General features: G+C 72.4%; 27 protein-coding genes. 14 read left to right on the top strand and 13 right to left on the bottom strand.

The features are described 5' to 3' along the window. The first annotated feature begins 36 nt into the window (after positions 1–36). From ACFQO7_RS02955 to ACFQO7_RS02930, 6 genes are all read left to right on the top strand, one after another. A complete protein-coding gene (locus ACFQO7_RS02955) occupies positions 37–564 on the top strand; it encodes a (2Fe-2S)-binding protein (RefSeq protein ID WP_376804903.1) in 528 nt (175 codons plus the stop codon). Beyond that, entirely contained in the window at positions 551–1,546 is a 996-nt protein-coding gene (locus ACFQO7_RS02950; protein WP_376804902.1) for an FAD binding domain-containing protein, read from the top strand. The genes ACFQO7_RS02955 and ACFQO7_RS02950 overlap by 14 nt, the downstream gene beginning before the upstream one ends. Continuing rightward, positions 1,543–3,774 (top strand): xanthine dehydrogenase family protein molybdopterin-binding subunit, encoded by a 2,232-nt coding sequence (locus ACFQO7_RS02945; RefSeq protein WP_376804901.1) that lies wholly within the window; start codon positions 1,543–1,545, stop codon positions 3,772–3,774. The genes ACFQO7_RS02950 and ACFQO7_RS02945 overlap by 4 nt, the downstream gene beginning before the upstream one ends. 13 nt (positions 3,775–3,787) lie before the next feature. Then, positions 3,788–4,369: a putative antibiotic biosynthesis monooxygenase gene (locus ACFQO7_RS02940; RefSeq protein ID WP_376804900.1), complete on the top strand. Its 582-nt coding sequence runs from the start codon at positions 3,788–3,790 to the stop codon at positions 4,367–4,369. Positions 4,370–4,525: 156 nt separating this feature from the next. Further along, on the top strand, positions 4,526–5,470 hold the full coding sequence (locus tag ACFQO7_RS02935) for a TolB-like translocation protein (RefSeq protein WP_376804899.1): 945 nt from the start codon (positions 4,526–4,528) through the stop codon (positions 5,468–5,470). 94 nt (positions 5,471–5,564) lie between these two features. Continuing rightward, positions 5,565–5,789, top strand: a complete 225-nt coding sequence (locus ACFQO7_RS02930; protein ID WP_376804898.1) for a hypothetical protein — start codon at positions 5,565–5,567, stop codon at positions 5,787–5,789. A gap of 73 nt (positions 5,790–5,862) precedes the next feature. On the opposite strand, the gene ACFQO7_RS02925 is transcribed toward ACFQO7_RS02930, so the two are convergent. Next, positions 5,863–7,053, bottom strand: coding sequence for an FAD-dependent monooxygenase (locus ACFQO7_RS02925; protein ID WP_376804897.1), 1,191 nt, complete (start codon positions 7,051–7,053; stop codon positions 5,863–5,865). Between the two features lie 169 nt (positions 7,054–7,222). On the opposite strand from ACFQO7_RS02925, the gene ACFQO7_RS02920 reads away from it, so the two are divergent. Further along, positions 7,223–8,137 carry a GntR family transcriptional regulator gene (locus ACFQO7_RS02920; protein WP_376804896.1) on the top strand — a complete coding sequence of 305 codons (915 nt, stop codon included), beginning with the start codon at positions 7,223–7,225 and terminating at the stop codon, positions 8,135–8,137. 86 nt (positions 8,138–8,223) lie between these two features. Here the strand turns inward: ACFQO7_RS02920 and ACFQO7_RS02915 are convergent, their stop codons facing one another. From ACFQO7_RS02915 to ACFQO7_RS02900, 4 genes are all read right to left on the bottom strand, one after another. Continuing rightward, positions 8,224–9,231 carry a hypothetical protein gene (locus tag ACFQO7_RS02915; protein ID WP_376804895.1) on the bottom strand — a complete coding sequence of 336 codons (1,008 nt, stop codon included), beginning with the start codon at positions 9,229–9,231 and terminating at the stop codon, positions 8,224–8,226. 244 nt (positions 9,232–9,475) lie between these two features. After that, the gene (locus ACFQO7_RS02910) at positions 9,476–10,669 is read right to left on the bottom strand and encodes an MFS transporter (RefSeq protein ID WP_376804894.1); all 1,194 of its coding nucleotides are present in this window, start codon (positions 10,667–10,669) and stop codon (positions 9,476–9,478) included. 123 nt (positions 10,670–10,792) lie between these two features. Further along, positions 10,793–11,440, bottom strand: coding sequence for a hypothetical protein (locus ACFQO7_RS02905; RefSeq protein ID WP_376804893.1), 648 nt, complete (start codon positions 11,438–11,440; stop codon positions 10,793–10,795). 332 nt (positions 11,441–11,772) lie between these two features. Then, the gene (locus ACFQO7_RS02900) at positions 11,773–12,345 is read right to left on the bottom strand and encodes an RNA polymerase sigma factor (protein ID WP_376804892.1); all 573 of its coding nucleotides are present in this window, start codon (positions 12,343–12,345) and stop codon (positions 11,773–11,775) included. Between the two features lie 122 nt (positions 12,346–12,467). Between ACFQO7_RS02900 and ACFQO7_RS02895 the strand changes: the two genes are divergently transcribed. Further along, a complete protein-coding gene (locus ACFQO7_RS02895) occupies positions 12,468–13,295 on the top strand; it encodes an alpha/beta fold hydrolase (RefSeq protein ID WP_376804891.1) in 828 nt (275 codons plus the stop codon). A 146-nt stretch (positions 13,296–13,441) separates the two neighbouring features. On the opposite strand, the gene ACFQO7_RS02890 is transcribed toward ACFQO7_RS02895, so the two are convergent. From ACFQO7_RS02890 to ACFQO7_RS02875, 4 genes are all read right to left on the bottom strand, one after another. Next, complete coding sequence (locus tag ACFQO7_RS02890) at positions 13,442–14,752, bottom strand: ferredoxin reductase family protein (RefSeq protein ID WP_376804890.1); 1,311 nt, start codon at positions 14,750–14,752, stop codon at positions 13,442–13,444. An 86-nt stretch (positions 14,753–14,838) separates the two neighbouring features. Next, positions 14,839–15,453 carry a TetR/AcrR family transcriptional regulator gene (locus ACFQO7_RS02885; RefSeq protein ID WP_376804889.1) on the bottom strand — a complete coding sequence of 205 codons (615 nt, stop codon included), beginning with the start codon at positions 15,451–15,453 and terminating at the stop codon, positions 14,839–14,841. Beyond that, positions 15,453–16,256: a fatty acid desaturase family protein gene (locus ACFQO7_RS02880; RefSeq protein ID WP_376804888.1), complete on the bottom strand. Its 804-nt coding sequence runs from the start codon at positions 16,254–16,256 to the stop codon at positions 15,453–15,455. The genes ACFQO7_RS02885 and ACFQO7_RS02880 overlap by 1 nt, the downstream gene beginning before the upstream one ends. A 64-nt stretch (positions 16,257–16,320) precedes the next feature. Next, positions 16,321–17,907, bottom strand: a complete 1,587-nt coding sequence (locus ACFQO7_RS02875; RefSeq protein ID WP_376804887.1) for a phytoene desaturase family protein — start codon at positions 17,905–17,907, stop codon at positions 16,321–16,323. Positions 17,908–18,177: 270 nt separating this feature from the next. Here ACFQO7_RS02875 and ACFQO7_RS02870 point away from each other — a divergent pair, with 270 nt between their 5' ends. Continuing rightward, positions 18,178–18,516 (top strand): DUF3817 domain-containing protein, encoded by a 339-nt coding sequence (locus ACFQO7_RS02870; protein ID WP_376804886.1) that lies wholly within the window; start codon positions 18,178–18,180, stop codon positions 18,514–18,516. Position 18,517: 1 nt separating this feature from the next. On the opposite strand, the gene ACFQO7_RS02865 is transcribed toward ACFQO7_RS02870, so the two are convergent. Beyond that, positions 18,518–19,168: a TMEM175 family protein gene (locus ACFQO7_RS02865; RefSeq protein ID WP_376804885.1), complete on the bottom strand. Its 651-nt coding sequence runs from the start codon at positions 19,166–19,168 to the stop codon at positions 18,518–18,520. Between the two features lie 83 nt (positions 19,169–19,251). Between ACFQO7_RS02865 and ACFQO7_RS02860 the strand changes: the two genes are divergently transcribed. After that, the gene (locus tag ACFQO7_RS02860; protein ID WP_376804884.1) at positions 19,252–19,725 is read left to right on the top strand and encodes a hypothetical protein; all 474 of its coding nucleotides are present in this window, start codon (positions 19,252–19,254) and stop codon (positions 19,723–19,725) included. On the opposite strand, the gene ACFQO7_RS02855 is transcribed toward ACFQO7_RS02860, so the two are convergent. Continuing rightward, positions 19,722–19,949, bottom strand: a complete 228-nt coding sequence (locus ACFQO7_RS02855; RefSeq protein WP_376804883.1) for a hypothetical protein — start codon at positions 19,947–19,949, stop codon at positions 19,722–19,724. The two genes, ACFQO7_RS02860 and ACFQO7_RS02855, sit on opposite strands and share 4 nt — an antisense overlap. Positions 19,950–20,485: 536 nt before the next feature. On the opposite strand from ACFQO7_RS02855, the gene ACFQO7_RS02850 reads away from it, so the two are divergent. Then, a complete protein-coding gene (locus ACFQO7_RS02850; protein ID WP_376804882.1) occupies positions 20,486–21,022 on the top strand; it encodes a GNAT family N-acetyltransferase in 537 nt (178 codons plus the stop codon). A gap of 55 nt (positions 21,023–21,077) precedes the next feature. Then, positions 21,078–21,791: a DUF4240 domain-containing protein gene (locus tag ACFQO7_RS02845; protein WP_376804881.1), complete on the top strand. Its 714-nt coding sequence runs from the start codon at positions 21,078–21,080 to the stop codon at positions 21,789–21,791. Between the two features lie 24 nt (positions 21,792–21,815). Here the strand turns inward: ACFQO7_RS02845 and ACFQO7_RS02840 are convergent, their stop codons facing one another. Continuing rightward, on the bottom strand, positions 21,816–22,160 hold the full coding sequence (locus ACFQO7_RS02840) for a hypothetical protein (protein WP_376804880.1): 345 nt from the start codon (positions 22,158–22,160) through the stop codon (positions 21,816–21,818). A gap of 125 nt (positions 22,161–22,285) precedes the next feature. On the opposite strand from ACFQO7_RS02840, the gene ACFQO7_RS02835 reads away from it, so the two are divergent. Both ACFQO7_RS02835 and ACFQO7_RS02830 read left to right on the top strand, forming a co-directional pair. Next, a complete protein-coding gene (locus tag ACFQO7_RS02835; protein ID WP_376804879.1) occupies positions 22,286–22,975 on the top strand; it encodes a YoaK family protein in 690 nt (229 codons plus the stop codon). Between the two features lie 79 nt (positions 22,976–23,054). Further along, on the top strand, positions 23,055–23,939 hold the full coding sequence (locus ACFQO7_RS02830) for an arginase family protein (RefSeq protein ID WP_376805016.1): 885 nt from the start codon (positions 23,055–23,057) through the stop codon (positions 23,937–23,939). Position 23,940: 1 nt separating this feature from the next. Here ACFQO7_RS02830 and ACFQO7_RS02825 read toward each other — a convergent pair whose 3' ends face one another. Further along, positions 23,941–25,419, bottom strand: coding sequence for an SDR family oxidoreductase (locus tag ACFQO7_RS02825; RefSeq protein WP_376804878.1), 1,479 nt, complete (start codon positions 25,417–25,419; stop codon positions 23,941–23,943). Positions 25,420–25,440: the final 21 nt, after the last annotated feature.

Below are 25,440 nucleotides of genomic sequence, written 5' to 3'. Positions count from 1 at the left end.
TATAGCGTGGCCTGAAGTGCGGGAAGAGGAGCAGCGATGGTGGCTTCCCATCTGCCGGACGCCGTGCAGGGACCGGGCCGGGTCGACGTGGTGCTCAACGTCAACGGCGCCACGCACGTGGTGCGCATCGAGCCGCGGGTCAGCCTGCTGGACTGCCTGCGCGACCACATGAACCTGACCGGCGCCAAGAAGGGCTGCAATCAGGGCGCGTGCGGCGCGTGCACGGTGTGGGTCGACAAGCGGCGCGTGGTGGCCTGCCTGACCCTGGCCATCGCCTGCGAGGGCCGGGAGGTCACGACCATCGAGGGCATGGCCGAGAACGGCAGCCTGCATCCGATGCAGAAGGCGTTCCTGTCCGAGGACGCCCTCCAGTGCGGCTACTGCACCCCCGGGCAGATCATGTCGGCGGTGGCGCTGCTGGCCGAGGGGCACGCCGGCTCCGACGCCGAGATCAGCGAGTGGATGAGCGGCAACATCTGCCGCTGCGCGGCGTACCCGAACATCCGCACGGCGATCCGCGACGTGCGCGACGGCGTGGGAGGTGTGGGCCGTGCGACCGGTTAGCTACTCGCGCGTGTCGGACGTGGCCACCGCCATCGCCACCGTCGCCGCCGACCCGACCAGCGCGTACCTGGCCGGCGGCACCACGAAGATCGACATGCTGCGCATCTACGCCGAGCCGTCGCAGCGCCTGGTCGACATCAACGACCTGCCCATCGACCACATCGAGGTGCAGCCCGACGGCGCGGTGCGCCTGGGCGGCCTGGCCCGGATGAACGACGTCGCGCTGTCGCCGGTCGTGGTGGACCGCTTCCCGATGCTGTCCGAGGCGCTGCTGCTCGGCGCGTCGGCGCAGCTGCGCAACATGGCCTCGATGGGCGGCAACATGCTCCAGCGGGTGCGCTGCTCGTACTTCCGCGACGCCGAGGCCGGCTGCAACAAGCGCGCACCGGGCACCGGGTGCAGCGCGATCGCCGGGGTCAACCGCGGGCACGCCGTGCTGGGCACCAGCCCGCACTGCATCGCCACGCACCCCTCGGACGCGGCGGTGGCGCTGGTCGCGCTCGACGCGATGATCCACTTCCAGAACTCCGGCGGCCACCACGCCGTCGCGATCGACGACTTCTTCCTGCTGCCCGGCGACACGCCCGAGCGCGAGCACCCGCTCAACCACGGCGACCTGATCACCGCGATCGAGGTCCCCGCGCTGCCGGCCGCCCGCAACTCGCTCTACCTGAAGGTGCGCGACCGGGAGTCGTACGAGTTCGCGCTCGCCTCGGCGGCCTGCGCGCTCACGGTCACCGACGGCACGGTCGCCGAGGTGCGGCTGGCGCTGGGCGGGGTGGCCACCAAGCCGTGGCGGGCCCGCAGGGCCGAGCACGTGCTGCGCGGCGCGCCCGCGACCCGGGAGACGTTCACGCGGGCCGCGGAGGCGGAACTGGCCGACGCGGTGCCGCAGGCCATGAACGCCTTCAAGATCGAGCTGGCCAAGCGCACCATCGTCCGGGCGCTGGAGACGCTCACCGCGCGAGGAGGAGCCGCATGAGCACCGCGATCGGGCGTCCGCTGGACCGGGTCGACGGGCACGCGAAGGTCACCGGCGCGGGCCGCTACTCGGCGGAGGTCGCGCTGCCCGGCCTGGCGCACGCCGTGCTGGTCACCTCACGGGTGCCCAGCGGCCGGGTGGAGCTGCTCGACACGTACGACGCCGAGCGGGCCGAGGGCGTGCTCGCCGTGCTGCACCACCTGAACCTGCCCAAGGGCGGCTCGGTCCCGCCGCTGCTGCCGTCGCTGTTCGGGGCGGCCGCGTCCGGGCAGACGTTCTTCCCGATGCAGGACGAGGTCATCCACTACGCGGGGCAGCACCTGGCCATGGTCGTCGCCGAGACGCTCGACCAGGCCGAGCACGCGGCCCGGCTGGTGCGCGTCACGTACCAGGAGACGGCGTCGATCACCACTGTGGAGCAGGGACGCGACCGGGCGTACGAGGCGGAGAAGATCTTCGCGGGGTTCATGCCCGGCCGGATGACGCGCGGGGACGTGGCGGCCGCGCTCGACCGCGCACAGGTGACCGTGGAGAACACGTACCACTGCGCTGCCAACCACCACAACCCGATCGAGTGCTCGGCGACGACCGCGGTGTGGGAGGGTGACCGGCTCACCCTGTACGACTCCACCCAGGGCCCCAACGCGACCCTGCACACCGTCGCCGAGCTGCTCAACGTGATGCCGTCGCACATCCGGGTGGTCACCGACTATGTCGGCGGCAGCTTCGGCTGCAAGGCGATGATCTGGGACCACCCGGCGCTGGCCGCGCTCGCCGCGCGGGCCGTGCACCGCCCGGTGCGCCTGGCGCTGTCACGCGAGCAGATGTTCAGCTCCGTCGGGCACCGCGAGGAGCAGGAGCAGCGGCTGACGCTGGGCGCCGACCGCGACGGGCGGCTGACCGCGATCCGCCACCACAAGCTGTCCCCCACCTCGCACTTCGACGACTGGGCCGAGCCGTCGCTGAGCGTGGCGTCGCAGATGTACGCCTGCCCGAACTACGAGGGCGTCTACAGCCTGATCAAGGCGAACACCATGACGCCGACGTTCACCCGCTGCCCCGGTGAGGCGTCGGGCATGTTCGTCATGGAGACGGCGATGGACGAGCTGGCCGAGAAGCTCGACCTCGACCCCCTCGAACTGCGGCTGCGCAACTACGCCGAGACCGAGCCGATGACCGGGCACCCGTGGTCCAGCAAGGGCCTGCGCGACTGCTACCGGCGCGGCGCGGAGCTGGCCCGCTGGTCCGAACGCGACCCGCGGCCGGGCGCCGTACGCGACGGGAACTGGCTGCTCGGCTGGGGCATGGCCAGCTCCGGCTACCCGGTGACGCCGCCCGGCGGGCCGCAGCGCGCCCGCGCCCGCATCTTCGCCGACGGCAGCGCCGTGGTGCAGTCCAGCTTCGCCGACTTCGGCACCGGCTCGGCGACCGCGATGACCCAGGTCGCCGCCGACGGCCTGGGCCTGCCGCTGGAGCGGGTACGGGTCCAGTACGGCGACAGCGACCTGCCCAACACCGCCGCCGCCGTCGGCTCGGCGGGGGCCGGCATGGTCAGCGCCGCCGTGCACATCGCCGCGACCGCGCTGCGCGACCAGCTGATCGCCCAGGCCGTCGCCGACGAGCGCTCGCCGCTGCACGGCGCGGACCCGAGGCAGGTCGTGGTCGGCGACGGCCGGATGGCGCTGCGGGACCGGCCCGGCATCGGCGAGACGTACGCAGAGCTGCTGCAGCGCTCGTTCATGGCCGACGCGGAGGCGCTGGGCACGTGGAACCCGCCCGGCATGGACACCCCGTACGGCACGATGACGTTCGGCGCGCAGTTCGCGCAGGTGGCCGTCGACCCCGAGCTCGGCCTGTGCCGGGTGCGGCAGCTGATCGGGGTGTTCGACCCGGGCCGGGTGCTCAACCGCAAGACCGCGCACAGCCAGCTGATGGGCGGCATGCTGTGGGGCATGAGCCACGCCCTGCTGGAGGGCACGATCATGGGCCCGGACGGCCGCTGGGCCAACGCCAGCCTCGGCGAGTACCTGGTCCCGGTCAACGCCGACGCCCCTGACGTGCTCATCGAGACGATCGAGACCACGGACACGGTGGTGAACCCGCTGGGCGTCAAGGGCGTCGGCGAGGTCGGCATGGTCGGCACCGCCGCCGCGATCGCCAACGCGATCTGGCACGCCACCGGCCGCCGGCACCACCGGCTGCCCATCACCATCGAAGACCTGCTGTAGCCGAGCGCCGCCGGTGACCGAGCCCGCTCCCGTACCCGACGACGAACCCGTCTCGGTGCTGTTCACCTGGGCTGTGGTGCCCGGCCGGGAGCCCGACTTCGAACGTTGGCTGGAAGAGGTCAACGCGGCGTCCTCGCGTTTCCCCGGGCACCAGGGCGTGACCTGGCTGCGCCCGCGGGAGACCCGGCTTGGCGACAAGCCGATCTACCACTGCGTGCTGCGCTTCCGCAACGGCCGGGACTTGAGTCGGTGGCTGACCTCCCCGGAGCGGGAGGTGGTCGTGCGCCATCTGGCCGGCATCGCCGAGGAGGCCGAGCCCCGGGAGACCACCACCGGCATGGAGACCTGGTTCAGCCTGCCGGGCCGCCCGGTGCTGCCCCCGCCCCGGTGGAAGATGGCGATCGTGTCGTTCCTCGGGGTGTACCCGTGCGTGCTGGTCTTCCAGCTGCTGGGTGCGGAGCATCTGAGCGAGCTGCCGCTGCCGATGGTGGTACGCGCCGCGATCCTGCCGATGCTGCTGGCGCCGATCCTGACCTACCTGGTCATGCCCTGGCTGAGCCAGACCCTGCGCGGCTTCCTGTACGACCGCCGCTGACCCGGCCCGGAGGGCGCGCGGCAGGCGACGACGGGCTGCGGCGTGATCGCGGTCGCCCTATCCTGGCCCACGACACGGGGTCGGACTGCGCAGGCGGTCGGCACCGTCCCCATCGGAGCAGCGGGCGCGAGCCGTCCCGACCACGAAGGAAGTCGCATGACCAGCCGACCACGGCACACCCGGCGTAAGGCGATCATCGGCGCACTGCTGTCGGCGGCCGCCGCCGCGACAGCGCTGTCCGGCTGCGGCGCGCCGCCCCCGGGCGCGACGCCCGCACCGGCCGGGCCGACCCCGTCGCTGTCCACCCTGGGCGAGACGCCGCAGCAACTCGCGGGTGGCTGGCAGGTCGTCGCCGCGGGTGACCGGGTGCTCGACCGCACCCGCAACGCCTACGTCGCACTGACCATGCCGCGCGGCGGCGTGATCGACCCGACCGGCAGCCGGTATGCCACCGACAGCGGGCAGCTGAGCATCGTCGAGGTCGCGGGAGGCAAGACGACCAAGGTCGACCGGGTGGTGCGGCTGGGCTCCCCCGTCGATCCCTGGTCGGCCGACGGGGCCAGACTCGTCGCCACGATCAACCGCAAGGACCCGTACGCGGTGGGCTTCGCGGTGATCGACGCGGCCACCGGGAAGTTCACCGAACACTGGCTCGACCGTACCAAGTACGACTGCAGCAACTGCGCCTTCGTCTTCACCCGCGACGGCAAGGAGGTCGCCATGGCGATCCCGGACCGCTCGCAGGGCGAGGCCGCCGAGCTGGTACGCAGCGTGCAGCTGTTCGACGCCGGGACCGGCGCGCCGACCCGGTCGCTGCCGGTCAAGGCGATGCCGCAGAGTCCGTTCGCCTGGTCACCGGACGGGCGGCAGGTCGTCGCCAACCCCGACATCCTCAAGGAAGGCGACCAGGTGCTGGTCGACACCACCACCGGCGAGGCCAGGCCGTTCCCGTACCCGGCGGTCTGGGCCACGGCCGACACGCTGCTGGCCAAGTTCGACGACGGCGTGCTGACGCTGCGCCCCGACGGGACCGTCGTCGCCGACGCGAGCCTCGCCGCCCCGCTGAGCGCCCCGCTCGTGCTCGGACCGCCCGCCTCCTGACCGCCGTCACCGAGGGTTTCCACGATCGCACGGAAACAGGCTGTTTCGGACGTCCGCCACGGGGTAGGTGCGACCCGATGGAGAGGAGCACGAGATGAGCTGGGCCGACAAGCCGAACTGGAACGACACGTCGCGGCGGGCCGGCACGGCCGACTTCGACGGCGACATCGCCGTCCTGCGTCAGCGGGGCCGACACCTCATCGCGGAGCTCGTCCGGCTGTCCCGGCAGCTGGCGGACCTGCAGAAGGCGATCAGGTCCCGCCACGGGGCGGGCGGCGGATCGCGGGGCAGCAGCGTCTCCGGCGGCGAGCCGCGCTGACCTGGACCTGGGCCGTGTCCTCACCGAACGCCGGTCGTCCCGGGAGCCGCGCGGGCTCCCGGGACGACCGGTGTCAGTAGGCCTTCAGCGTGACCGCGTCGGCCTTGCCGGCCTGGATCTGCAGCAGCCGGGAGAACGGGCGGCGGGTCATCACCCGGGTGCTGACGTCGCGCAGCCGGATCGCGGCCGCCGACATCGGCAGCATGCCGTTGACCCCGCCGGGCGGCAGCTTCTGGCACTGCTCGACATAACCGCGCATCTGCTCCTCGTACGCGGCGAACGCGGGCACGTGCTCGCCGCCCGCCGCGGCCAGCTCGCCGGCGAGCACGTACGCGCCGACCAGAGACAGGCTGGTGCCCAGGCCGCTGATCGGTGAGGCGCAGTAGCCCGCGTCGCCGAGCAGCGCGACCCGGCCGGAGGTCCAGTGCGGCATGCGGACCTGGCCGACGACGTCGAAGTAGAAGTCGGGGGCGTCCCACATCGCGTCGAGCATGGCCGGCACGCGCCAGCCGTCGCCCGCGTACACCTGGGCCAGCAGCCGCTTCTGCCCTTCGACGTCGCGCGGGTCGACGGCGTGCCCGGCCGAGCGGAAGGTCAGCATCGCCTTGGCGGTGCGCTCGTTCTCCGGCCGGATGCCCGCGCAGCGCCCGCCGGGCACGCCGTGCATGAGGAACCAGTGCGGGTCGAGGTCGGGCTGCGCGGGCATGGTGAAGTACGCGGTGTACGCGCCGAGCTGCTTGATGAACCGCTGCTCCGGCCCGAAGGCCAGCCCGCGGACCCCGGAGTGCACCCCGTCGGCGCCGACGACCAGGTCGTAGACCTCGGCGCGGCCGCTGCGGAACTCGACCTTGACGCCGTCCGCGCCGTCGGCGAGCGCGGTGATCCGGTCGCCGAAGCGGTACTCGACGTCGCTCCTGGTCAGGTCGTGGAGGATGTCGGCGAGGTCGCCGCGCAGGATCTCGTACTCGGCGACGATGGCTTCGCCGCCCGCCAGCGTCGCGGGCATCTCTGAGGTCCGGCGGCCGTTCGCGTCGACCCAGGCGAAGCCCTCCTCGTGCACCCGGGCGCGGGTGATCGCGGGCATGACGCCCATCCGCGCGCAGACGTCCTTGGCGACGCCGCGGATGTCGACCGCGTGCCCGCCGGGCCGGATGCCGGGCGCGCGCTCCACCACGGTCACCGCGAAGCCGTGCCGGTGCAGCCAGTACGCCAGCGCCGGCCCGGCGATGCTCGCACCCGAGATCAGTACGGTGTTCTTCCTCATCGGTCTCTCCCCAGTCTCTGTGTACGCTGTACGCGTCGTTGAGAACACCGTAGAGAGGCAGGGCATTGAGCTGCAACAAGGCAGTCAGTGTACTAGTACGCGACCTAGTACACCGGGCGAGGTGGGCGGGGTGAGCGCCCACGAAGACGGGTCTGGTGTACTAGTACGCGTGAGTACCGAAGCGCCGTTCCGGCAGATCGTCGGGCAGATCCGGGCCCAGATCGACGGCGGGCAGCTACGCCCCGGCGACCGGATCCCCTCGGCCCGCCAGATCACCGCCGAGTGGGGCGTGGCGATCGCCACCGCCACCAAGGTGCTGGCCACGCTGCGCGCCGAAGGGCTGGTCGAGGCGGTGCGCGGGGTCGGCACCGTGGTCGCCGAGCGCGACGAGCCCGCCGCACCCGCCCGGCGTGAACGCCGGGCGCGCCCGGCCGCCGCAGAACCGACCCGCGAGCAGGTGGTGCGCCACGCGATGGCGGTGGCCGACGCCGAAGGCCTGGAGGCGGTGTCCATGCGCCGGCTGGCGACCGAGTTCGGGCTGGCCACGATGAGCCTCTACCGCTTCGTGCGCGGCAAGGACGACCTCGTCCGGTTGATGATCGACGCCGCGTTCGCCGAGGCGCCGCTGCCCGCCGTACCCCCCAAGGGTGTGCACGCGCAGCTCACCCTGGTCAACCGCCAGCTGTGGGGCATCTTCCGCCGGCACCACTGGCTCGCCCCGGCGATGTCGATCACCAGACCGGAGCTGGCCCCGCACGGCATCAAGTACACCGAGTTCGCGCTTGCCGCGCTCGCCCCGCTCGGCCTGTCCGTCACCGAGATGATGCACATCCACCTGGCCGTGTTCGCGTTCGTCCGCGGCCTGGCCATGGGCTTCGCCACCGAGGCGCAGGCCGCCCAGCACACCGGCATGACCAGCGACGAGTGGATGGACCGCCAGGGCCAGGCCTTCGACGACCTGGTCGGCTCCGGCCGCTTCCCGATGGTGGGCCGCGTCGCCGAGATCCCCGACTTCGAACTAGCCCTCGACGCCGTCTTCGACTACGGCCTGCCCCGCTTCCTGCAGGGCATCCTGCCGACGTGATGGGAAGGGCACCTTGCACAACGCATGGCGATGTGCCGAGCTGCTGCTCGTCTCGCTGGCGCGAGCCGACGATGCCCTTCCTTGCCTCAGGACTGGTAGGGGTTGGACGTGTAGGTGCGGGAGAGGGTGCCGGGGATGGTGAAGTACTCGACCGCGAGCTTCGCCGGGTCGGTGGCGAGCTGGCCGCGGCCGGGCAGGTCGTTGCCGTCGTCCCAGCCCCACGGCGCGTTGGCCGAGTTGGTGGTGCAGTCGTAGGTGCCCGCGCCGCAGTCGCCGGAGTCGTCCCCGGCGAACGTGCCAGCGCTCGCGAACAGGCTGCTGTTGGCGCGCTGCGCCCACAGCCCGCCCGCCGCGAAGATGTCGATCAGCTGGTATCGCACGTCGCGGTCGTCGCCGCTGCTCGGCGTCTCGGCGACGGTGGACGGGTAGTACACGATGCCGTCTCCGTTGATGTTGTACTGCGGGTACGCCTTCAGCCCGTGGCCCTTGGCCTCCTGCGCGGTGACCGGGTGCGCGAAGCCGTCGTGCGGCGAGGACTGCAGCTGCAGGGTGCCGTCGACGCTCTCCCGGCCGCTGGACCAGGTGCTGCCGGACGGGGTGTAGGAGAAGAAGTCGGTGTGGGCGACCGTGACCGCCGCGCGCAGCACGCCGTAGTCGGAGCCGTCGCGCTCGACGACCAGCAGCACGCCTTCGCCGTCGTTCTCGTGCTCGGTCTCGAAGAACGGGTGGTCGGTCCAGTCCCGTGGGTGGAAGAAGAGGTAGGTCAGGTACCAGTGGGTGCTGGTCTCCACGACGGAGTAGTAGGCGTGCGCGGCCAGGGACACCCCGGCCTGGCCGGTGCGGTCCCAGTTGTTGCGGCCGTTGAGGTCGCCGTCGAAGTCGACCTTCGTGATGTAGTCCGACCTGCCGCTCAGCGCGTGGCTGCCGGTGGCGTCGACGTCCTGGTAGTGGATCGGCGCCCAGCGTAACGCCAGTTGCGCCCGGGTCACCGCCGCGCCGGCGGGCGCCGGAACGGCCAGGCCCGCGGTCGTGAGCGCGGCCGTCAGCACAGCCACCACCAGGGATCGCCCGGTGGTCCTGAACCTGTCGAGCATGAGTGCTCTCCCTGCATCCGTGTCGATAGATGGATGCAGATGCTATGCGCAACGGCGGCCGTCGCATATGGCCGCGCGGCGAATCGCCGGTGGACGGTGATCGAAGATCTCACCCGTGCGCGGGCAGGTCCCACCGGCGGCCTTCACATCAATTCTGATGTGGGCACATCAAAATAGATGTGCCCACACGCCGAGACATCACTCCCGGCGGGGCCAGGTACAGCCCAGCGCCAGAGCCTGCCGTTCAGGCGGGTTCGGCGGCGACCTCCGGCGCGTCGTCGCCCGGCAGCCAGCGCACCGCGGCCAGCCCGACCAGCACGATCGGCATGGCGAACAGCGCCGCCAGCGGCGCGATGCCCAGCCACAGCGAGCCCAACCCGAACGCCCCGTACACGGCCAGCGCGCCCAGTTCCGCGCCGAACCCCGACACCGACAGCACGGTGGCGCGGGTGTGCCCGCTCATCGTGTGCTGCAGCCGCGCCTCGGTCAGCACCCGGGTCAGCTGCAGCAGTCCGAAGCAGACCGCGATCGGCACCAGCCCCGCCACTCCCCCGGCCAGTGCGCCGACCGCCAGCGCCGCCCCGGCGACCGCGATCGTCAGCCCGGTCGCGAGCGGCGTCGCCCGCCAGCGCTCGGCCAGCAGGCTGCCCAGCGCCATCGCCGCGATCAGCGCCGCGATGACCAGCGGCACCCCTGCGGTCGCCACACCCAGGTCACGGACGAGCAGCGGCCCGTACTCGTCGAGCGCGCTCAGGCTCGGCACGGCAGCGGCGATCAGCACCGCGTGCCATACCCGCCGGTCCGTGCGCACCTCGGCCAGACCGTCCCGGAGATTACGCAGGTAGGACCACCCGCCAGCCGATTCACGGCGGGTCCGGGGCCGCTCGGGCAGCGCCAGCGCGGCCGCCGCGCTGCCCAGGCAGGCCAGCACGCTGCCCGCGGCGATCAGCCCGAAACCACCGACGGCGTACGCCGGGGCGGCCATCGCGCTGGCCGCCAGCATCGACACCATCGCCACGGTCGCCGCCCGCCCCGCGAGCGCGGTGTAGCGGTCCGTCGCGCCCTCGGCCGCCAGCTCGTCGTAGAGCAGCGCCTCCTTGGTCCCGGAGCTGATCGCGCTGCGCATTCCCCACAGCACGAACCCGACCGCGAACCCGGCGTACGTCGACCACAGGAACCAGGTCGCGAACCCGGCCCCGCGCAGCAGCGCCCCGAAGGCCAGCAGCCGGCGACGGGAGTAGGTGTCCGCCCACGCCCCCGACGGCACCTCCAGGGCGAACGCGACCGCGCTCCAGATCACCAGCAGCGAGGTCAGCTCCGCGGTGGGCAGGCCCGCATCGGCCATCAGCAGCGTGTACACGGGGAAGAACAGCACACCCTCGTCACAGGCGCGCAGCGTCGCATAGATCCGGCCCAGCCTGCGCACCGGCGGCGTCATCGCCGTCCCCCGTGGATCGCCATGCCCCAAGCCTGGCGGGACTCCCGATCGGACGCAATCCGCGCACACGCGTCGTGACCCCGCGGCCGGTCCGCAGCGCGGGGTCACGACGGTCGGTGACGGTCAGTTCGCAGGGCCGCCCGGCGGCGTCGGACGGGGCAGGCACTGCGGCACCGTCACGACAACCCACGGGCGCACCATCGTGCGGTGTGCCTGCCCGTCGATGGCGTAGCCGATGACCAGCTGGTCCGCGGCCGGGATGTGCTGCGGCCGGATGACGACGTAGACGCCCTCGTCGCGCAGCTGGTAGTCGATCGGCGACGTGGCGTGCTCCGGCGTCCCCGGCAGCGGAAACTCGTACTCCGTATCCACCGGCGGCTGCGAGGCGCACTGATCGGCGGGCACCATGCCCATCACCACGGTCCGCGCCCCGGCCTGCGCCAGCTCGGCGTTCAGCTGTGCCGGGTCCGTCAGCTCGTCGGCCCGGAAGCTCACCACCACGGACCCGTCGGCGTTCACCCCGACCGAGTACGCGGGCGCGGCCCACGGCTCGGCCACCGCCAGCACCCCGGCCGCCGCGAACACGACGGTCCCAGCTAGCGCCGTGGCCAGGCGGTGGCGTGCCGGGCGCGGCCGGACGGGCGGGTTGTCCTCGACGGCCAGCACCCGGTCGAGCATGGCGCGGGCGTACGGGTCGTGCGGGTGCAAAACGGGCGGGGCCGGGTCGGCGGCCCTCAGTCGGGCCAGGGCAGTGCTGTTGCGGTCGTTCATCGAATGCCTCCGTAGATACTCCGGCATTCAGGCCGGAGAGGAAACGGAACCCTTGCGGAGCTGGGCAGGAAAAGCTGGTTCGCCGCCAAGGCGAATCCGGCGTCCGCCGGTGCCGCGGGAGTGAACAGGTGTGCTAATTTGTTGAGGCCTGGCAGGCGATAACCAAGCCGGTCGGGCCTACCGCCGGGCTGGCGGGAAGTCAGGTCTGTGGAGCCTGTGTAAGACCGATGGGCGGTACACCGCTCCTTGCTGGTAACCCAGGTCGGCAACGGGCTGTGAAGCAGAAAGCTCAACCCGCGAGGGTCGAAACCCCTGCTTCAGCTGGGGAGATGTCAAGAGCTGGTGCTCCCTTCGGCGACGATCGACCGCATGTGCGGGCGGGATGTCGCCTGGGCGGCGGACTCCTCGGTGGCCAGCAGCCGGGCCGCGAAGCGCTTTCGGGCGCGGTGCAGGCGCACCTTGACCGCGGTCCGGCTGCAGCCCAGCACGACGGCGACCTCGGCCACCTCCAGGCCCTCCCACTCGGTCAGACGCAGGACCTCCTGATCGGCCTCGGAGAGCCCGGCCAGCACGGCACGCACCCGCAGGTGCTCGCCGACCTGCCCGGCGTGGTCGTCCACGGTGGCGTCCGCGCCGACGGCCGCCTTGGCGGACAGCCGCTCCCGGCGGGCGCGGGCCCGCAGCTCGTTGGCGATCACGTGCCGCGCGGTGGCGTACAGCCAGGCCCGGGGGTGTTCGGCGGGCACTTGCGCGAAGCGCCGCCAGGCGACGAGGAACGTGCCGGAGACGACGTCCCCGGCCGCGTCGGGGCCCACCCGACGGGTGGCGAAACGCGTCAGCTCCGCGTAATGGGCGTCGAACAGCTCTTCGAAGCGCCCTCTGGCGGCCGCGTTGTCTGGTTCCATACCCGGGAATGTCCACCTGTCGCGCTCGGGTTACCGGTCGGCGCAGATCATCTCGCGGCCCGTGCCCCCACGGTCGACCGCCGTCAGGCGATGACGGCCGGATGCGGGTGTCGGTGGGTGACGTGGCACTGTATTTCGACGTCGACGGCAGCGAGCTCGCGCCCGACGGCGACCGCATGGCCGAACGTCCGACGCTGCTGCTGCTCCACGGCGGTCCCGGTGCTGACCACAGCCTGTTCAAGCCCGAGACCGCCGCGCTGACGGACGTCGCCCAGCTCGTCTACCTCGACCAGCGTGGGTCCGGCCGCTCCGACCCGGGAGAGCCGATCGACTGGACCTGGGACCGCTGGGCCGATGACGTCGCCGCGTTCTGCCGGGCGCTGGACATCGTCCGCCCGGTGCTGGTCGGCTCGTCGAGCGGCGCGCTCGTCGCCGTGGCCTGCGCCGCGCGGCACCCCGGTCTCGTCGCCGGGCTGATCCTCGACAGTGCCCTCGGCTTGCCCGCGTCCCTGGACGAGACGCTGGACGTGTTCGAGCGGCGCGGCGGGCCGACCGCGCGGGAGGCCGCACGCCGCTACCTCGGCGGCGACCGGGGCGACGAGTCCACCGCGGCGTGGCGGGAGCACTGCCTGCCCCTCTACGGAGCGCCGGACGGGGACTCGGACCTGGCACCCCGGATCGCGCGGGCTCGCATGAACATGGACGTGCAGGCGCACTTCCAGAGCGGCGGCTGCGGACCCGCCGAGATCGCCCCGTACGGACCTGACATCACGTGCCCGGTCCTGGTGCTCGCGGGCGAGCACGATCCGGTGTCACCCGCGGCCGGGGCGCGGCGCCTGCCGGCGATGCTCCCCAACGCCGACGTCGAAGTCCGTGTCATGCCCGGGGTGGGGCACAGTGTGCTGCGCCAGGCCCTGGTGAGGCGCTCGCCCTGGTCCGCGGATTCCTGAAATCGCTGGGACCGACCGGTTGAAACGCATCCCGGCGGCCGGCTCAGGCCTGCACTGCGGCGAAGACGGCACTGGCCGCCACCAGCAGCAGCGCGAGCGCGAGGACGAGCCGGGTCACCTGGGCATGACGCATCGCGGCCGCCGACTCAGACCCAGTTGAAGCGTTCGGTGTGGATGCGGGCGGGAGCCACACCCAGTGCGACGAGGGCGTCCTCCATGGCGTCCATCATCGGGTCGGCTCCGCAGACGAAGTACTGCCAGCGCTCGAAACCGGGCGGCAGGTGACGGCGCAGCATGTCCTCGGTGACGCGCCCGGTCTCACCGGTCCAGCCGGGCGGCGGCTCATCCAGGGTGTGCACCACCTGCGCATCGAGCCGGGAGGCGAGCCGGTCCAGCTCCTCGCGGAAGGTGATCTCGTCCCAGTTCCGGTTGGCGATGACGGCGACGACCGGCCTGCGGTCACCGCGGTCGGCGAAGGTGCGCAGGATGCTCACCATGGGGGTGACGCCGACGCCGCCCGCGATCAGGCAGAAGCCCGGCCCCTCGTACAGGTCGGGACTGAACACCCCGTGCGGGCCGTCCAGGTAGGCCCTGGTGCCGACGTCGAGGCCGGACACGGTGGCGGTGAAGTCGCCGAGCGCCTTGATGCTCACGTCGACGGTGCCCGCCGCGTCGCCGCTCGACGAGAGCGAGAACGGGTGCTTGGTGAGCGAGAACGGCGAGCGCCCGATCGCGAACCAGGCGTACTGGCCGGGCGCGAACCGGAACCCCGGGTGGTCGTCGGCGCGCAGCGTGAGCGTGGTCGTGCGCCCGCGTTCCGGCGTGACCTGCTCGACGGTCCACGGCCGGCGGAGCAAGGTCAGCGGCTTGCCGATCCGCACCCACACCAGCAGGGTCACGAACGCGGCCGACATGACGATCCACAGCGCGCGTTTCCACCCGGCGTCCAGGTAGTGGTCGACGAGCAGCGCGTGCATCAGCGCGGCGACGACCACGATCACGGCGAGCACGGCGTGCAGCGCGTGCCACGCCTCGTACGACAGCCGCAGCCGCCTGCGCCACAGCGACGACGCGACGAGCACGAGCAGCGCGATCGTCGACAGCAGCGCCCAGCGGACCCGCGCGGGCGTGTCCTCGGCGAACGGCCGCACGACCAGGTCCCAGGGTGCCGAGATCGCCACGTGCACGAGCACGAAGACCAGCCCGACCAGCCCCATCTCCCGGTGGAACTGCACGAGCGCGTCGGTGCCGAACGGGGCCGCGACGGCCCGGAACCGGGCGACGAGCGCGAACTCCAGGCCCATCAGGGCGAGCCCGACGAAGCCGAGCGCGGCCGAGAACTCGGTCGCGAAGCCGCGTCCCGGGCCGGAGAAGCCGACCACGGCGAACACCAGCGGCGCGATGGTGACGCCGAGGAACAGCCCGATCCACAGCGCGCCCCGTACGACAAGGCCCACCCTGGTCACCTCCAGCCGGCGCAGCCACGGCGGCTATGTGCAGCTCTGGCCGTTTTGTCCCGCCACTGTGCACCGTACCCCGGCGGTCAGGCCGATCCGTCCGGTTCGGCCAGGCTGAGCCGCCAGGCGTCGAGCAGCGGGGCGAAGCGTTCCGCGGCGTCGAACAGCGCGTCCGGGCCGAGGCGGTGGGCGTCCAGATGCGACAGCATCTCCATGCCGAGGTAGAGGGCGACCGCCGCGGTGGCGACCTCGCGCACCGGGATCAGGTCGGCCAGCGGCGTGCCCGCGAGCAGGCGTTCGATGACCCCGGCCGCGAAGTCCTGCCACACCGCGGTCTGCACCTTCACCTGCTCGGCCAGCCGGGCGTTGGCGTTGGCCGCGGCGACCAGCTCCTGCACCGCGGCGATGTGCCCGGCCGCGCCGTCCTCGTCGTACAGGCGGCGCAGCCGGGCCAGGGTGTCCGTGGCCGTGGTGACGCCGTCGAGTTCGGCGCGGTAGCGGGCCAGCCGGGCCTCGCTGGTGAACTGCGACGTGGCGACGAACAGGTCGTCCATGTCGGCGAAGTGGTAGTAGATGACGCCGGGCGCGAACCCGCCGGTCTTGGCGACGGCGCGGGCGGTGCAGCGGCCGTACCCCTCGGCGGCGAGGGTCCGGGCGGCCGCATGCAGCACCCGCGCACGGGTGTCGGCGCGAGGCGGCATCAGATGACCCGGACCGGGCGCACGCCCGCCGCCGACAGGTGCGGGTCGAGGCGGCGGGCCAGCTCGGGCAGGCGGTGGCTGGGGATCTGCGGGTACAGGTGATGCTCCAGGTGGTAGGTCAGTTCGAGGAAGATCGCGGGGATGACCCTTCCGCGCAGCGTACGCGTCTGCGTGAGCGGCTCGTCGCCGTAGTCGTGGTGCGGCAGGTAGACGGTGAGCAGCGGGTAGACCCAGCTCCCGACGATCGCCATCACCGTGTACGCCAGCAGCGCCGGGGTCACCGGCCACAGCAGCGCTCCCCCGGTCAGCGCGGCGAACGGCATCGCCGCCTCGACGAACAGCCACGTCCGCAGCCCTCGGTCGCCGCGGGCGCGCCGCCACGACCACCACCACAGCCGGGCCAGGAACACCGGTCCGTAGAGGACGGCCCCGAGCAGCGACAGGTTCGCCGGGTAGCCCTCGGGGTCCTCGTCGCTGGGGAACAGCCGGTGGTGCTGCAGGTGGGTGGACCGGTAGGCGTGCCCGCTCTCCAGCAGCACGAGCCCGGTGAAGAACAGCGCCCACTCGGTCTGCCGCGCGGACAGGCCCAGGGCGCGGTGCACCACGTCGTGCGTCACGGTCACCACGGACACGAACACCCCGAACACCACCAGCGGCGTCAGCCACCACCAGCCGGCCCACGCGACCAGCGCGAAAACCCCGATCATCGCGTACGGCCGCACGAGCGCGACCCGGGTGCGCCACGGCGACACGGCGAGCAGATCCGTGCCGACCTCGCTCAGGCTGGGCAGTTTCGCGCTCATGCCTTCTCCTCGCTGCGCTCGTCGGCGGCATCACGGAGGCAGCTGATTCGCTCGCTTTGCTCGCTCATGCCCGCACCCCCGCCGAGCGTTGCACGTCCTCGGCGACCAGGCGGCTGCCCAGCACACAAGCCACGGTGCCCAGCCCCGGCCAGGTCGTGTCGCCGACCTGCCAGAATCCGGGCAGCGCGGTGCGGTGCGGCACGGCGAACTGGTTGGAGTTGCGCAGTGTCTGCCGCACCCCGCCGACCGCCCCGTGGGGCCGCCAGGTGAACCGTTCGTAGCTGCGCGGTGTGCCGACCTGCCGGACCACGGCCTGCTCGCCCAGTCGCGGGTAGACCCGCCGCGCGAGTTCGATGAGGCGCTGCCCGATCTCCTGCTTGCGCGCCGCGTACTCCGGTTCGGACAGCCCCTGCCAGCCGGCCAGCTCGGTGTGGGTGGAGATCATGACGGCGCGGTGGCCGGGCGGCGCGCTGACCTCGTCGCCGGGTGAGGACACGGACACGAACATGTTGTTGCCCTTCCCGAGCGGCCGCGCGTAGTCCTGCATCAGCTGGTGGTGGGTGAACTCCTGCCCGGCGACCTCGTGCTCGGGCACGCCCAGGAACACCACCACCGCACCGCCGAGGTCGGGCTCGTCGCGCTCCAGATACGGCCGCAGCCCCGCCGCGACCGGCGTGCCGGCCGCCACCTGCGCCGTGACGGGCGCGGGCAGCGCGCTCACCACGGCGGCGGCCTCGACGTCGCCGCGCGCGGTGTGCACCGTGTAGCCGCCGGCGTCACCACCCCTACGCTGTCCTAGGAGGCTGCCCCGCTGCCGTCCGGCGCGGGTGGTCACACGCTGGACGCGGCAGCCGGTGCGCAGGTCGCCGCCGAGCGCGCGGTAGTGCCCGACGAGCACCCGCCAGAACCCGTGCATGCCGCCGCGGTGGCGGGTGAGCCCCGCCCCGCGGATGGTCACGCCGAGCGCCGCGTTGATCAGCGGGGCACGGTCGACGGTGCTGTGCACGGTGTCCTCGACCAGCATGCCGAGCAGCGATACCAGCGAGTCCTGCCCGCGCAGCCCGTGCGCCCGCAGCGCGCCGCCCATGGTCCGGCCGAGGTGGCGGACCATGGGCAGGTGCCGCAGCCCGACCGCGCGCAGGTCGTGCAGCGCGTCGGCGGGGGTACGGACCGGCAACCGGATGCCGGACCGGCTGGCCGCCCAGAACACCTCGGCGAGCCGGTCCAGCTCGGCCCAGAAGCGCCGGTGTGCCCGGGTGTCACCGAGGGTGCGCAGCCGCTCGGCATGCCAGCGGGACTGCTCGCGGTGCAGTGTGACGACCCGGTCGGGCAGCCAGGCCACGTATCCGGGCAGCTGCTCGGCGTCGAGCGCGGGCGCGCCCGTGGTGGTGAGAAGCTCGTCGCCGACGCCGCCGGGCGCGAAGTCGACCAGGGTGGTGGCGCCCACGTCGAAGGAGAAGCCGCGGTGGCGGAAGTAGCCCGCGCAGCCGCCGGCGTGGCCGTGCGCCTCGAAGACGATCGTGGACAGGCCCGCCGCCTGCAGCCGCAGCGCGGTGGCGAGCCCCGCGAGCCCGCCGCCGAGCACCGCGACGTCGCAGCGTCGAGGCAGGTCACGGGACCGGGTGAGGGGCGGCGTCCGGGAGAACCCCACGGGCGCATCACGATTCTGAACATCTGTTCTGAACACATGTTCAAATTAGAACTCGCTGTCCATCGAGTCAATGCCATGTTTCGAACACCCCGCCGACCAGCGGATCCTCACCTGGAGGGCGGATCTTCAGCCGGTTTTCACACCTCTGCCAGGTTGCTTCGTGGATCGACCGTTAGGGTCACGCCGATCACAGCAGCGTGGCAAGCCCGGACCCGGGCACCGGCGCGGCTCTATGATCGGCTCCGTCACCGCCGACCTCCTGGAGATTTCATGTCGAGCACCGCAGGCCGCTGGTTCCGCTACGCCGCCATCGCCGAGACCTTCTCCTGGGTCGGCCTGCTCATCGGCATGTTCTTCAAGTACATCGTGGTCAAGAACGACATCGGCGTGTTCGTCTTCGGCCGGGTGCACGGCGCGATGTTCGTCTTCTACCTGGTGACCCTGCTGTGGACCGCCCGCGTGCACCGCTGGAGCTTCGCCCGCCTCGTGGTGGGCGGCGCGGCGTCGATCCCGCCGTTCCTCGGGCTGCTGTTCGAGCGCTGGGTCGCCAAGCGCACCCCGGCCGCCGCGCCCGCCGACGCCGAGCCCGCGCTCACCCCGGCCCGCTGACCTACTCCAGCACGTCGGCCCCGGCCGGGGCGTGCCGGCTCATGAAGATCCCGAACGGGATCGACAGCAGCCACATCGCCGCGGCCAGGGCCGTGCCGACGAAGAACGCCACCGGGATCGACAGCAGGAACGCCACGACCGGCGACAGCGCCATGATCGAACCCCAGCGCATGATCGCCGGGGTCACCTTCACCCGCAGCAGACCGGCCTTCCAGGCATACCGCAGCAGCACCACCTCCAGGCCGCTGACGATCGCGCCGGTCACCGCGTACGCGCTGACCGCCAGCGGGTTGCCGAAGTAGTCGCCGAGCAGCGCGGTCGGGAACGGCATGAACGCGATGAACGCCAGGTAGAGCATGTTGCGGGCGATGAGGCCGTAGTCGACCCCGCGCAGCACGCTGAACATCTTGTGATGGGCCAGCCAGTACCGGCCGATCAGCGCGAACGACAGGAAGAAGCCGGCGAACTCCGGCAGCAGGTCGGCGAGCTTGGCCAGCAGCTCGTGAACGCTTTCGACGTCGCTCAGCCGGGGCACGCCGACCTCGACGATGAGCAGGGTCATCGCGATCCCGAACAGGCCGTCGCTGAACGCGGTCACCCGGCCGAACTCCACCGAGTCGCGCGCCCAGACCCGCGCGGAGCCTCGTACCACATGATCACTTTAGGTCCCGAACGGGCCGTGAGCGGCCGAAACCGGCATGCGCCGGACGATCATCAGGGGTTAGCCTCACGCGCATGTCCCCCTTCTTGGCCGCCGCGCTGCACGCCAACGGGCAGCTGCCCTCCGAGCGACTGCCGTGGATCGCGGCCGACTGGCTGGCCGCGGGCCACAACGGACCCGCGCTGCGCGAGCTCGCCGGCCTGGGCGCGCGTGACTACCAACTGGCCACCGAGCTATGGCCGGCGGCGCTGGCGGAGACCGGCCTGGCACCGCTGACCGAGGAGCTGGGCGCCCGCGCGTACCTCGACCACCTGTACACCTGTGTGCTGGACGGCACGTTGAGCGAGGGCGACCTCTGCTGGAATATGTCCGACATGCGTAATTTAACCCACGGGGTGCGCGGCGTCTGGCCGTTCGACGAGCTGGCGGAGTTCGAGTACCAGTTCAACGTCCGCTACGACTCCCCCACCGACGTGCAGGAGCAGCTCGTCCGCAAGCTCTGCCAGGACCACCGGGACCGATACTTCGGCGGCGAAGCCCTGAGCTAGGCCCCCGGCGCGGGCCGCCGCCCCCCGCGCCACTTGGCCAGGTACGGCAGCGCGAACAGGTAGAGGCCGCTGAGCATGAGCAGGGCGAGCGGGAGCAGCGGCACGTAGGAGACCCAGACGATCGGCTCCCGCTGGGCCAGGGCGACGAACGTGGCGATGACGCTCACGGTGAAGATGACGGACAGCCAGCGGTGGACCTGGCGGATCCCCTTGTTCCAGTTCATGGCGACCTCCTGAGCAGGACGGGACCCGGGCCCCTCGCGACGTGCGGTAGGGGCACGCTATTCGCGGCCACCCCGCCCACGCTTCTCGATTCCTGACCGATTCGGCACGGACGCCGTCGCGGACGTCTCATACGGGGCGCGGGGCACACCAAGACCATCGGACTTACCTGGCACCTGTGCGTATCTTGAGCCCGCTTTCGCCCACGTGCCTGGCAAGTCGGGCGATCTTGGCCGATCGGTGGGCGTTCCGAGGGAGGGCCGGGCGCGTTGGGTGGAGATCGCTGTTGTCGGTCACTCTGCGGTCAGACCCCGCATCGTGACCGGAAACGGCGGTCTTCGTCCGAGCAATGCGTCACCGCTCGGCCACCAGGTTGGGAAGGGCACCTTCTACAACGCATGGCGATGTGAAGGTGCCCTTCCTGCGCCCAGGCGGATCGGCTTCGGCATGGCCGGTGCGGCCCTCCGTGGAAAACCGTGTGCCGTGCGGCGGGCGGTCGCTCATCATCGTCCTCGTGAGTGATCCAGATGAACCTCCGGTGAGGTCGACGGCGCGGCTGGCCTTGCGGGTCCCGGAGCAGGCCGACCTGGACCGGGTGTACCGCCTCTACTCCGACCCGCTGGTCTGGGAACCGGACCCGCTGTCGCGCCACGACGACCCCGCGCAGACCGAGCGGATGATCGGGAACTGGCGGGCGGCCTGGGACCGCGACGGCCTCGGCATGTGGACCGCGTGGGCCCGCGATGAGTTCGTCGGCATAGGCGGCTGCTTCGTCCGGTACGGCGTCGCCTGGAACCTCGGCTTTCGGCTGCGCCCGCTGTACTGGGGACGCGGGTACGCCCAGGAGGTCAGCGCGGCCGCGATCCATGCCGCAGGCAGGCTTCGCCCCGACCTTGCCGTCACCGCGTACCTGCTCGAAGGCAACGACCGGTCGTCCCGTGCCGTCGAGCGGACCGGCCTGCGCCGCATATGGCGCGGCCCTGACGCGGGCAATCCCGACACCGCCGCGATCCGGCTGCTCTACGGTGACCGGCCGCTGCCGCAGGAGACCCTCAGCGCGCTCATCGAACGCTGACCGCGCGCCGAGGTAGTGACCGAATCGTCGGAGCACCGTGCGATAGTCCCGCGTCATGGACACCGCAGACTTCTGGTCGCTGATCGAACGCTCCGCCGCCGCGACCGACGACCCCGTCGATCGGCTGGACTGGCTGACCGACGAGCTGAGCCGGCTGCCGGTCGACGAGATCATCGACTTCGACGTACGCCTCGACGAGCAGCGCGAGCGGGCCGACACCTGGCTCATGTGGGCGGCCGCGCTGCAGATCTGCGACGGGCTGTGCTCCGACGACGGCTTCTGGTACTTCCAGCTGTGGCTGGTCGGCCTCGGGCGGCAGGCGTTCGACCTCGTCGTCGCCGACCCGGACGCGCTCGCGACGGTGCCCGCGGTCCAGGCCCTGGTCACCGCCGACATCGGCGAGCGGACCACGCAGTGGGCCGACGGCGCGTGGCCCAGCCTGGAGGGCCTCGACGACGTCGCCGCGCAGGCCTACCGCCGGGTCACCGGGTGTGCCGACGACGACGAGGGCTTCTTCGAGCTGGTCGAGGAGCGCGGGCACGGCGGCGGGTCGTCGCCGGACCCCGCTGACGTGGACTGGAACCACGAGGACCCTGCCGAGTGCGTCCGCTGGCTGCCCCGGGTGAGCGCGACGTTCCCGCTCTCGGCCCGGTCGGTGCGCGAGGAACGCAGCCGGCAGGCCATGGCGGAGCTGCTGGCCGAGAGCGGGCAGACCGAGGACGAGTTCTTCGCCGAGGTCTTCGGCGCCCGGCCGGATCAGAGGAGCTGACCCGGCCGGGCGTCACGTGCTCGCTCAGATGCGGATCTGACGGGTGATGGTCGGGTCGGTGATGGCGGTGTCGCGGGCGAGCAGGACCACGAACCCGTTGCGGGAGAACGCCTCCACCGCCCGGCTGAACTGCTCCTCGGCGTCGACCTGCCGGTGCTTGCCCATCCGGAACCCGTCGCGCGTCTGCTCGGTCCCGCCGGGCTGCACCAGGCCGCGGAAGTGGTCGCCACCGGCCGCGTTGTGCTCAGCGACCTCCTGAACACCCGCCGCCGGATGATCTCGCGCAGCGTCGGCCGCTCCTCGGACATCTCCAGCCGCCGTGCCGCGGTCGCCCGCCGTCGTCTCGTCGACAAAGGTCACCATCGCCATGGCCGCGCAGTCTAGGGGCTCGTGCCGACATCCACGGCGCACCGGCGACGGGCTGCCCATTCCGGACACGCGCGGGGCGGTGACCCGGAAACATCGTGGGCAGGGTGCGGCGACAGGGGGTGGCGATGACGGAACCGGGCGGCGTCCCGTACCGGACGTCGCGGTCGCTGCGCCTGATCGTGCTGCTCACGATGGCCGCCGGATTCCTGGACGCGTACACCTTCCTCGGCCGCGGCGGGGTGTTCGCGACCGCGCAGACCGGCAACGTCGTGCTGCTCGGGGTGCAGGCGGCGCAGGCGCAGTGGGCCGACGCGCTGCGGCACCTGCCGCCGATCGTCGCGTTCGTGATCGGGGTGTGGACGGCGGAGACGATCCGGCTGCCCCGGGTCGCGGCGGTGCTGCGGTGGCCGGTGCGCGCCGCGCTCGTGCTGGAGATCCTGGTGCTGGTCCTGGTCGGACTGATGCCGTCGGGCGGCTCCGACGAGCTGGTGGCCGTCATGATCGCCTTTGTGGCGTCGGTGCAGATCACGTCGTTCGGCCTGATCGGCCGGTGGACGTTCAACACCACCGTCACCACCACGAACCTGCGCAACGCCGCACAGGCGGTGTACGGCGCGGTGGTGCGCCACGACCGCGACGCGGCCGCGCAGGCCCGCAGCCTGTGGCCCGCCATCGGCTCGTTCGCGGCGGGCGCGCTGCTCGGCGGCCTGGTCACCGCGAGGGTCGGAGATCGCGCGGTATGGGTGGCGGTCGTGCTGCTGCTCGCCGGCCTGGCCCTGTTCCTGGCCGACGACCGCCGCCGCGGCCGGTCATGAGGACGGCACCCGGCCTCCACCGGCGGCGTGCCTGCTTGCCGGTGCCGCCGGCGGCGGTGAGACTCGACCCGTGATCACGATGGTGGGGGTGCCGATCGACTGTGTCGGCGTGCCCGAGGCGGGCGACCCGCCGTTCGGGACCGAGCTCGCGCCGGGCGTGCTGCGCGAGGCGGGCCTGGTCGCGGCGGTGGGCGGCCGCGACGGCGGGGACCTGCCGGTGCGCCTGGTCGGCCGGGTCCGCGACGACCGCACCGGCGTGCTCGCCTGGCCCTCGGTGCGCACCATGACCGACGTGGTACGCCGCCACGTGCACCAGCTGGTCACGGCCGGCCACCTGCCGCTGGTGGTCGGCGGTTGCTGCACGCTGCTGCCCGCCGCGCTGGCCGGGGCGCGCGACGCGCTGGGCGGCACCGGCCTGGCCTACCTCGACGGGCACCTGGACCTCTACGACGGGCGCACCTCCCCCACCGGCGAGCCCGCCGACATGCCGATCTCGGTGGTCACCGGGCACGGGCCGGTGGACTGGGTGGACCTGGTCGGCGGCCCGCTGGTCGCGCCGGACCGGCTGCGCCTGCTCGGGCCGCGCGACCGCGCCGAGGCGGTCGAGTACGGCTCGGTGCTGCCTGAGCAGCTCGGCTACCTGCCCGAATCCACCCCTGCCGACCTGCAGGGACAGGGCATGGCCGAGGCCGGTGCGGCGGCCCGCGACGCGCTGGCGAAGGGCGGGCGGTACTGGGTGCACCTCGACGTCGACGTGCTCGATCAAGACGCCTTTCCCGCCACGGACTACCTGATGCCGGGCGGTCTGCGCCTGGCCGAGCTGCGGGAGCTGATGCGGCCGCTGACCGCGTCCGGCGCCCTGGCCGGAGTATCGGTCGGCTGCTACAACGCCGCGAAGGACCCTGACGGATCGTGCGCGACAGCCCTGGTCGACCTGTTCGGTGAGCTGCTGGCCGGCAGGTGACTCAGACGCGTTCGGCGGCGCGGGCGATGTTGCGGGCCATGTCGGCGAAAACCAGCGAATGCAGGGGTGCGATGGTCCGCCAGTAGAGGTGCCCGGCCAGGCCGCGGGGCGCGAACACGCTGCGCTGGGAGTACCGGCTGCCCCGCGGGTCGTCGCAGACCCGCATCTCCAGCCAGGCGCGGCCCGGCAGCCGCATCTCGGCCCGCAGCCGCAGCAGCCGTCCCGGCTCGACCTCCTCGACCCGCCAGAAGTCCACCGTCTCCCCGGCCCGCAGTGCGGCGGGGTCGCGGCGGCCGCGCCGCAGGCCGATCCCGCCGAACGCCTGGTCGAGCAGCCCGCGAGCGGTCCAGGCCAGGTCGGAGGAGTACCAGCCGTTGTCGCCGCCGACTCCGGAGACGACCTCCCACAGCGCCGACGGCGGGGCCTTCACCCGCTCGGTGTGCTCGTCGACGTAGAGGTCGCCGCCGGACCAGTCCGGATCGGTGGGCAGCGGCTCGGCCGGGGCCCGCGTCCACGACGCCGTCGACCAGTGGGTCTCCACCTCCGCGTCGCGGATGCGCAGCAACGCCAGCCGGACCGCCTCGTCGAACGGCTTCAACCCGCCCGTCGGGTCGGTGACGTACTTGACGATGTCGTGCTCGTGGCAGACCGCCTCGTGGACCAGGCTCTCCACCAGCGGGGTCGCGATCGCGCCGGGCACCGGCGTCACCAGGCCCACCCACAGCGACGACAGCCATGGCGACAGGGTGCGCACCGGCACGACGACCCGGCGGTTGAGCCCGGCCACCCGGGCGTAGCGGCTCATCATCTCCCGGTACGTGAGCACGTCCGGGCCGCCGATGTCGAAGGAGCGGTTCACGTCGCCGGGCACGCTCGCCCAGCCGACCAGGTAGTGCAGCACGTCGCGGACCGCGATGGGCTGGATGCGGTTGCCGACCCAGCGCGGCGTCACCATCACCGGCAGCCGTTCGGTCAGGTGCCGCAGCATCTCGAAGGACGCCGAGCCGGAGCCGATGATCACGGCGGCCCGCAGCGTCACCGTGGGCACGCCCGAGGTGGTGAGGATCCGGGCGACCTCGTCGCGCGAGCGCAGGTGCGCCGACGCCCCGTCGGCCCGGTCCGGGGCGGGGCCGCCGAGGTAGACGATGCGCCGTACGCCCTCCTGCCGGGCCGCGTCGGCGAAGGTGTGCGCGGCCCGCCGGTCGATGTCCTCGAACCCCGGCGAGCCGAGCGAGTGGACCAGGTAGTACGCCACCTCGACGCCGCGCAGCGCGCGCCGGGTCGAGGCGTGGTCCAGGACGTCGGCCTCGACGATCTCGGCCTGCGCGGCCCACGGCACGTCGCGCAGGCGGACCGCCGACCGGGTAAGGCAGCGCACCCGATGCCCCGCCTCGATGAGCCGCGGGGCGAGCCGTCCGCCGATGTACCCGGTCGCCCCGGTGACCAGCACCCGCCGACTGCTCCCGGCCTGCCCGACCATACGCCCAGAGTAGAGCCGTCA

It is taken from the genome of Catellatospora aurea (assembly GCF_042663325.1).
GTDB lineage: Bacteria > Actinomycetota > Actinomycetes > Mycobacteriales > Micromonosporaceae > Catellatospora > Catellatospora aurea.
Note: the sequence above shows the minus strand (reverse complement) of the source record. Positions and strands in the feature narration are given on the sequence as shown.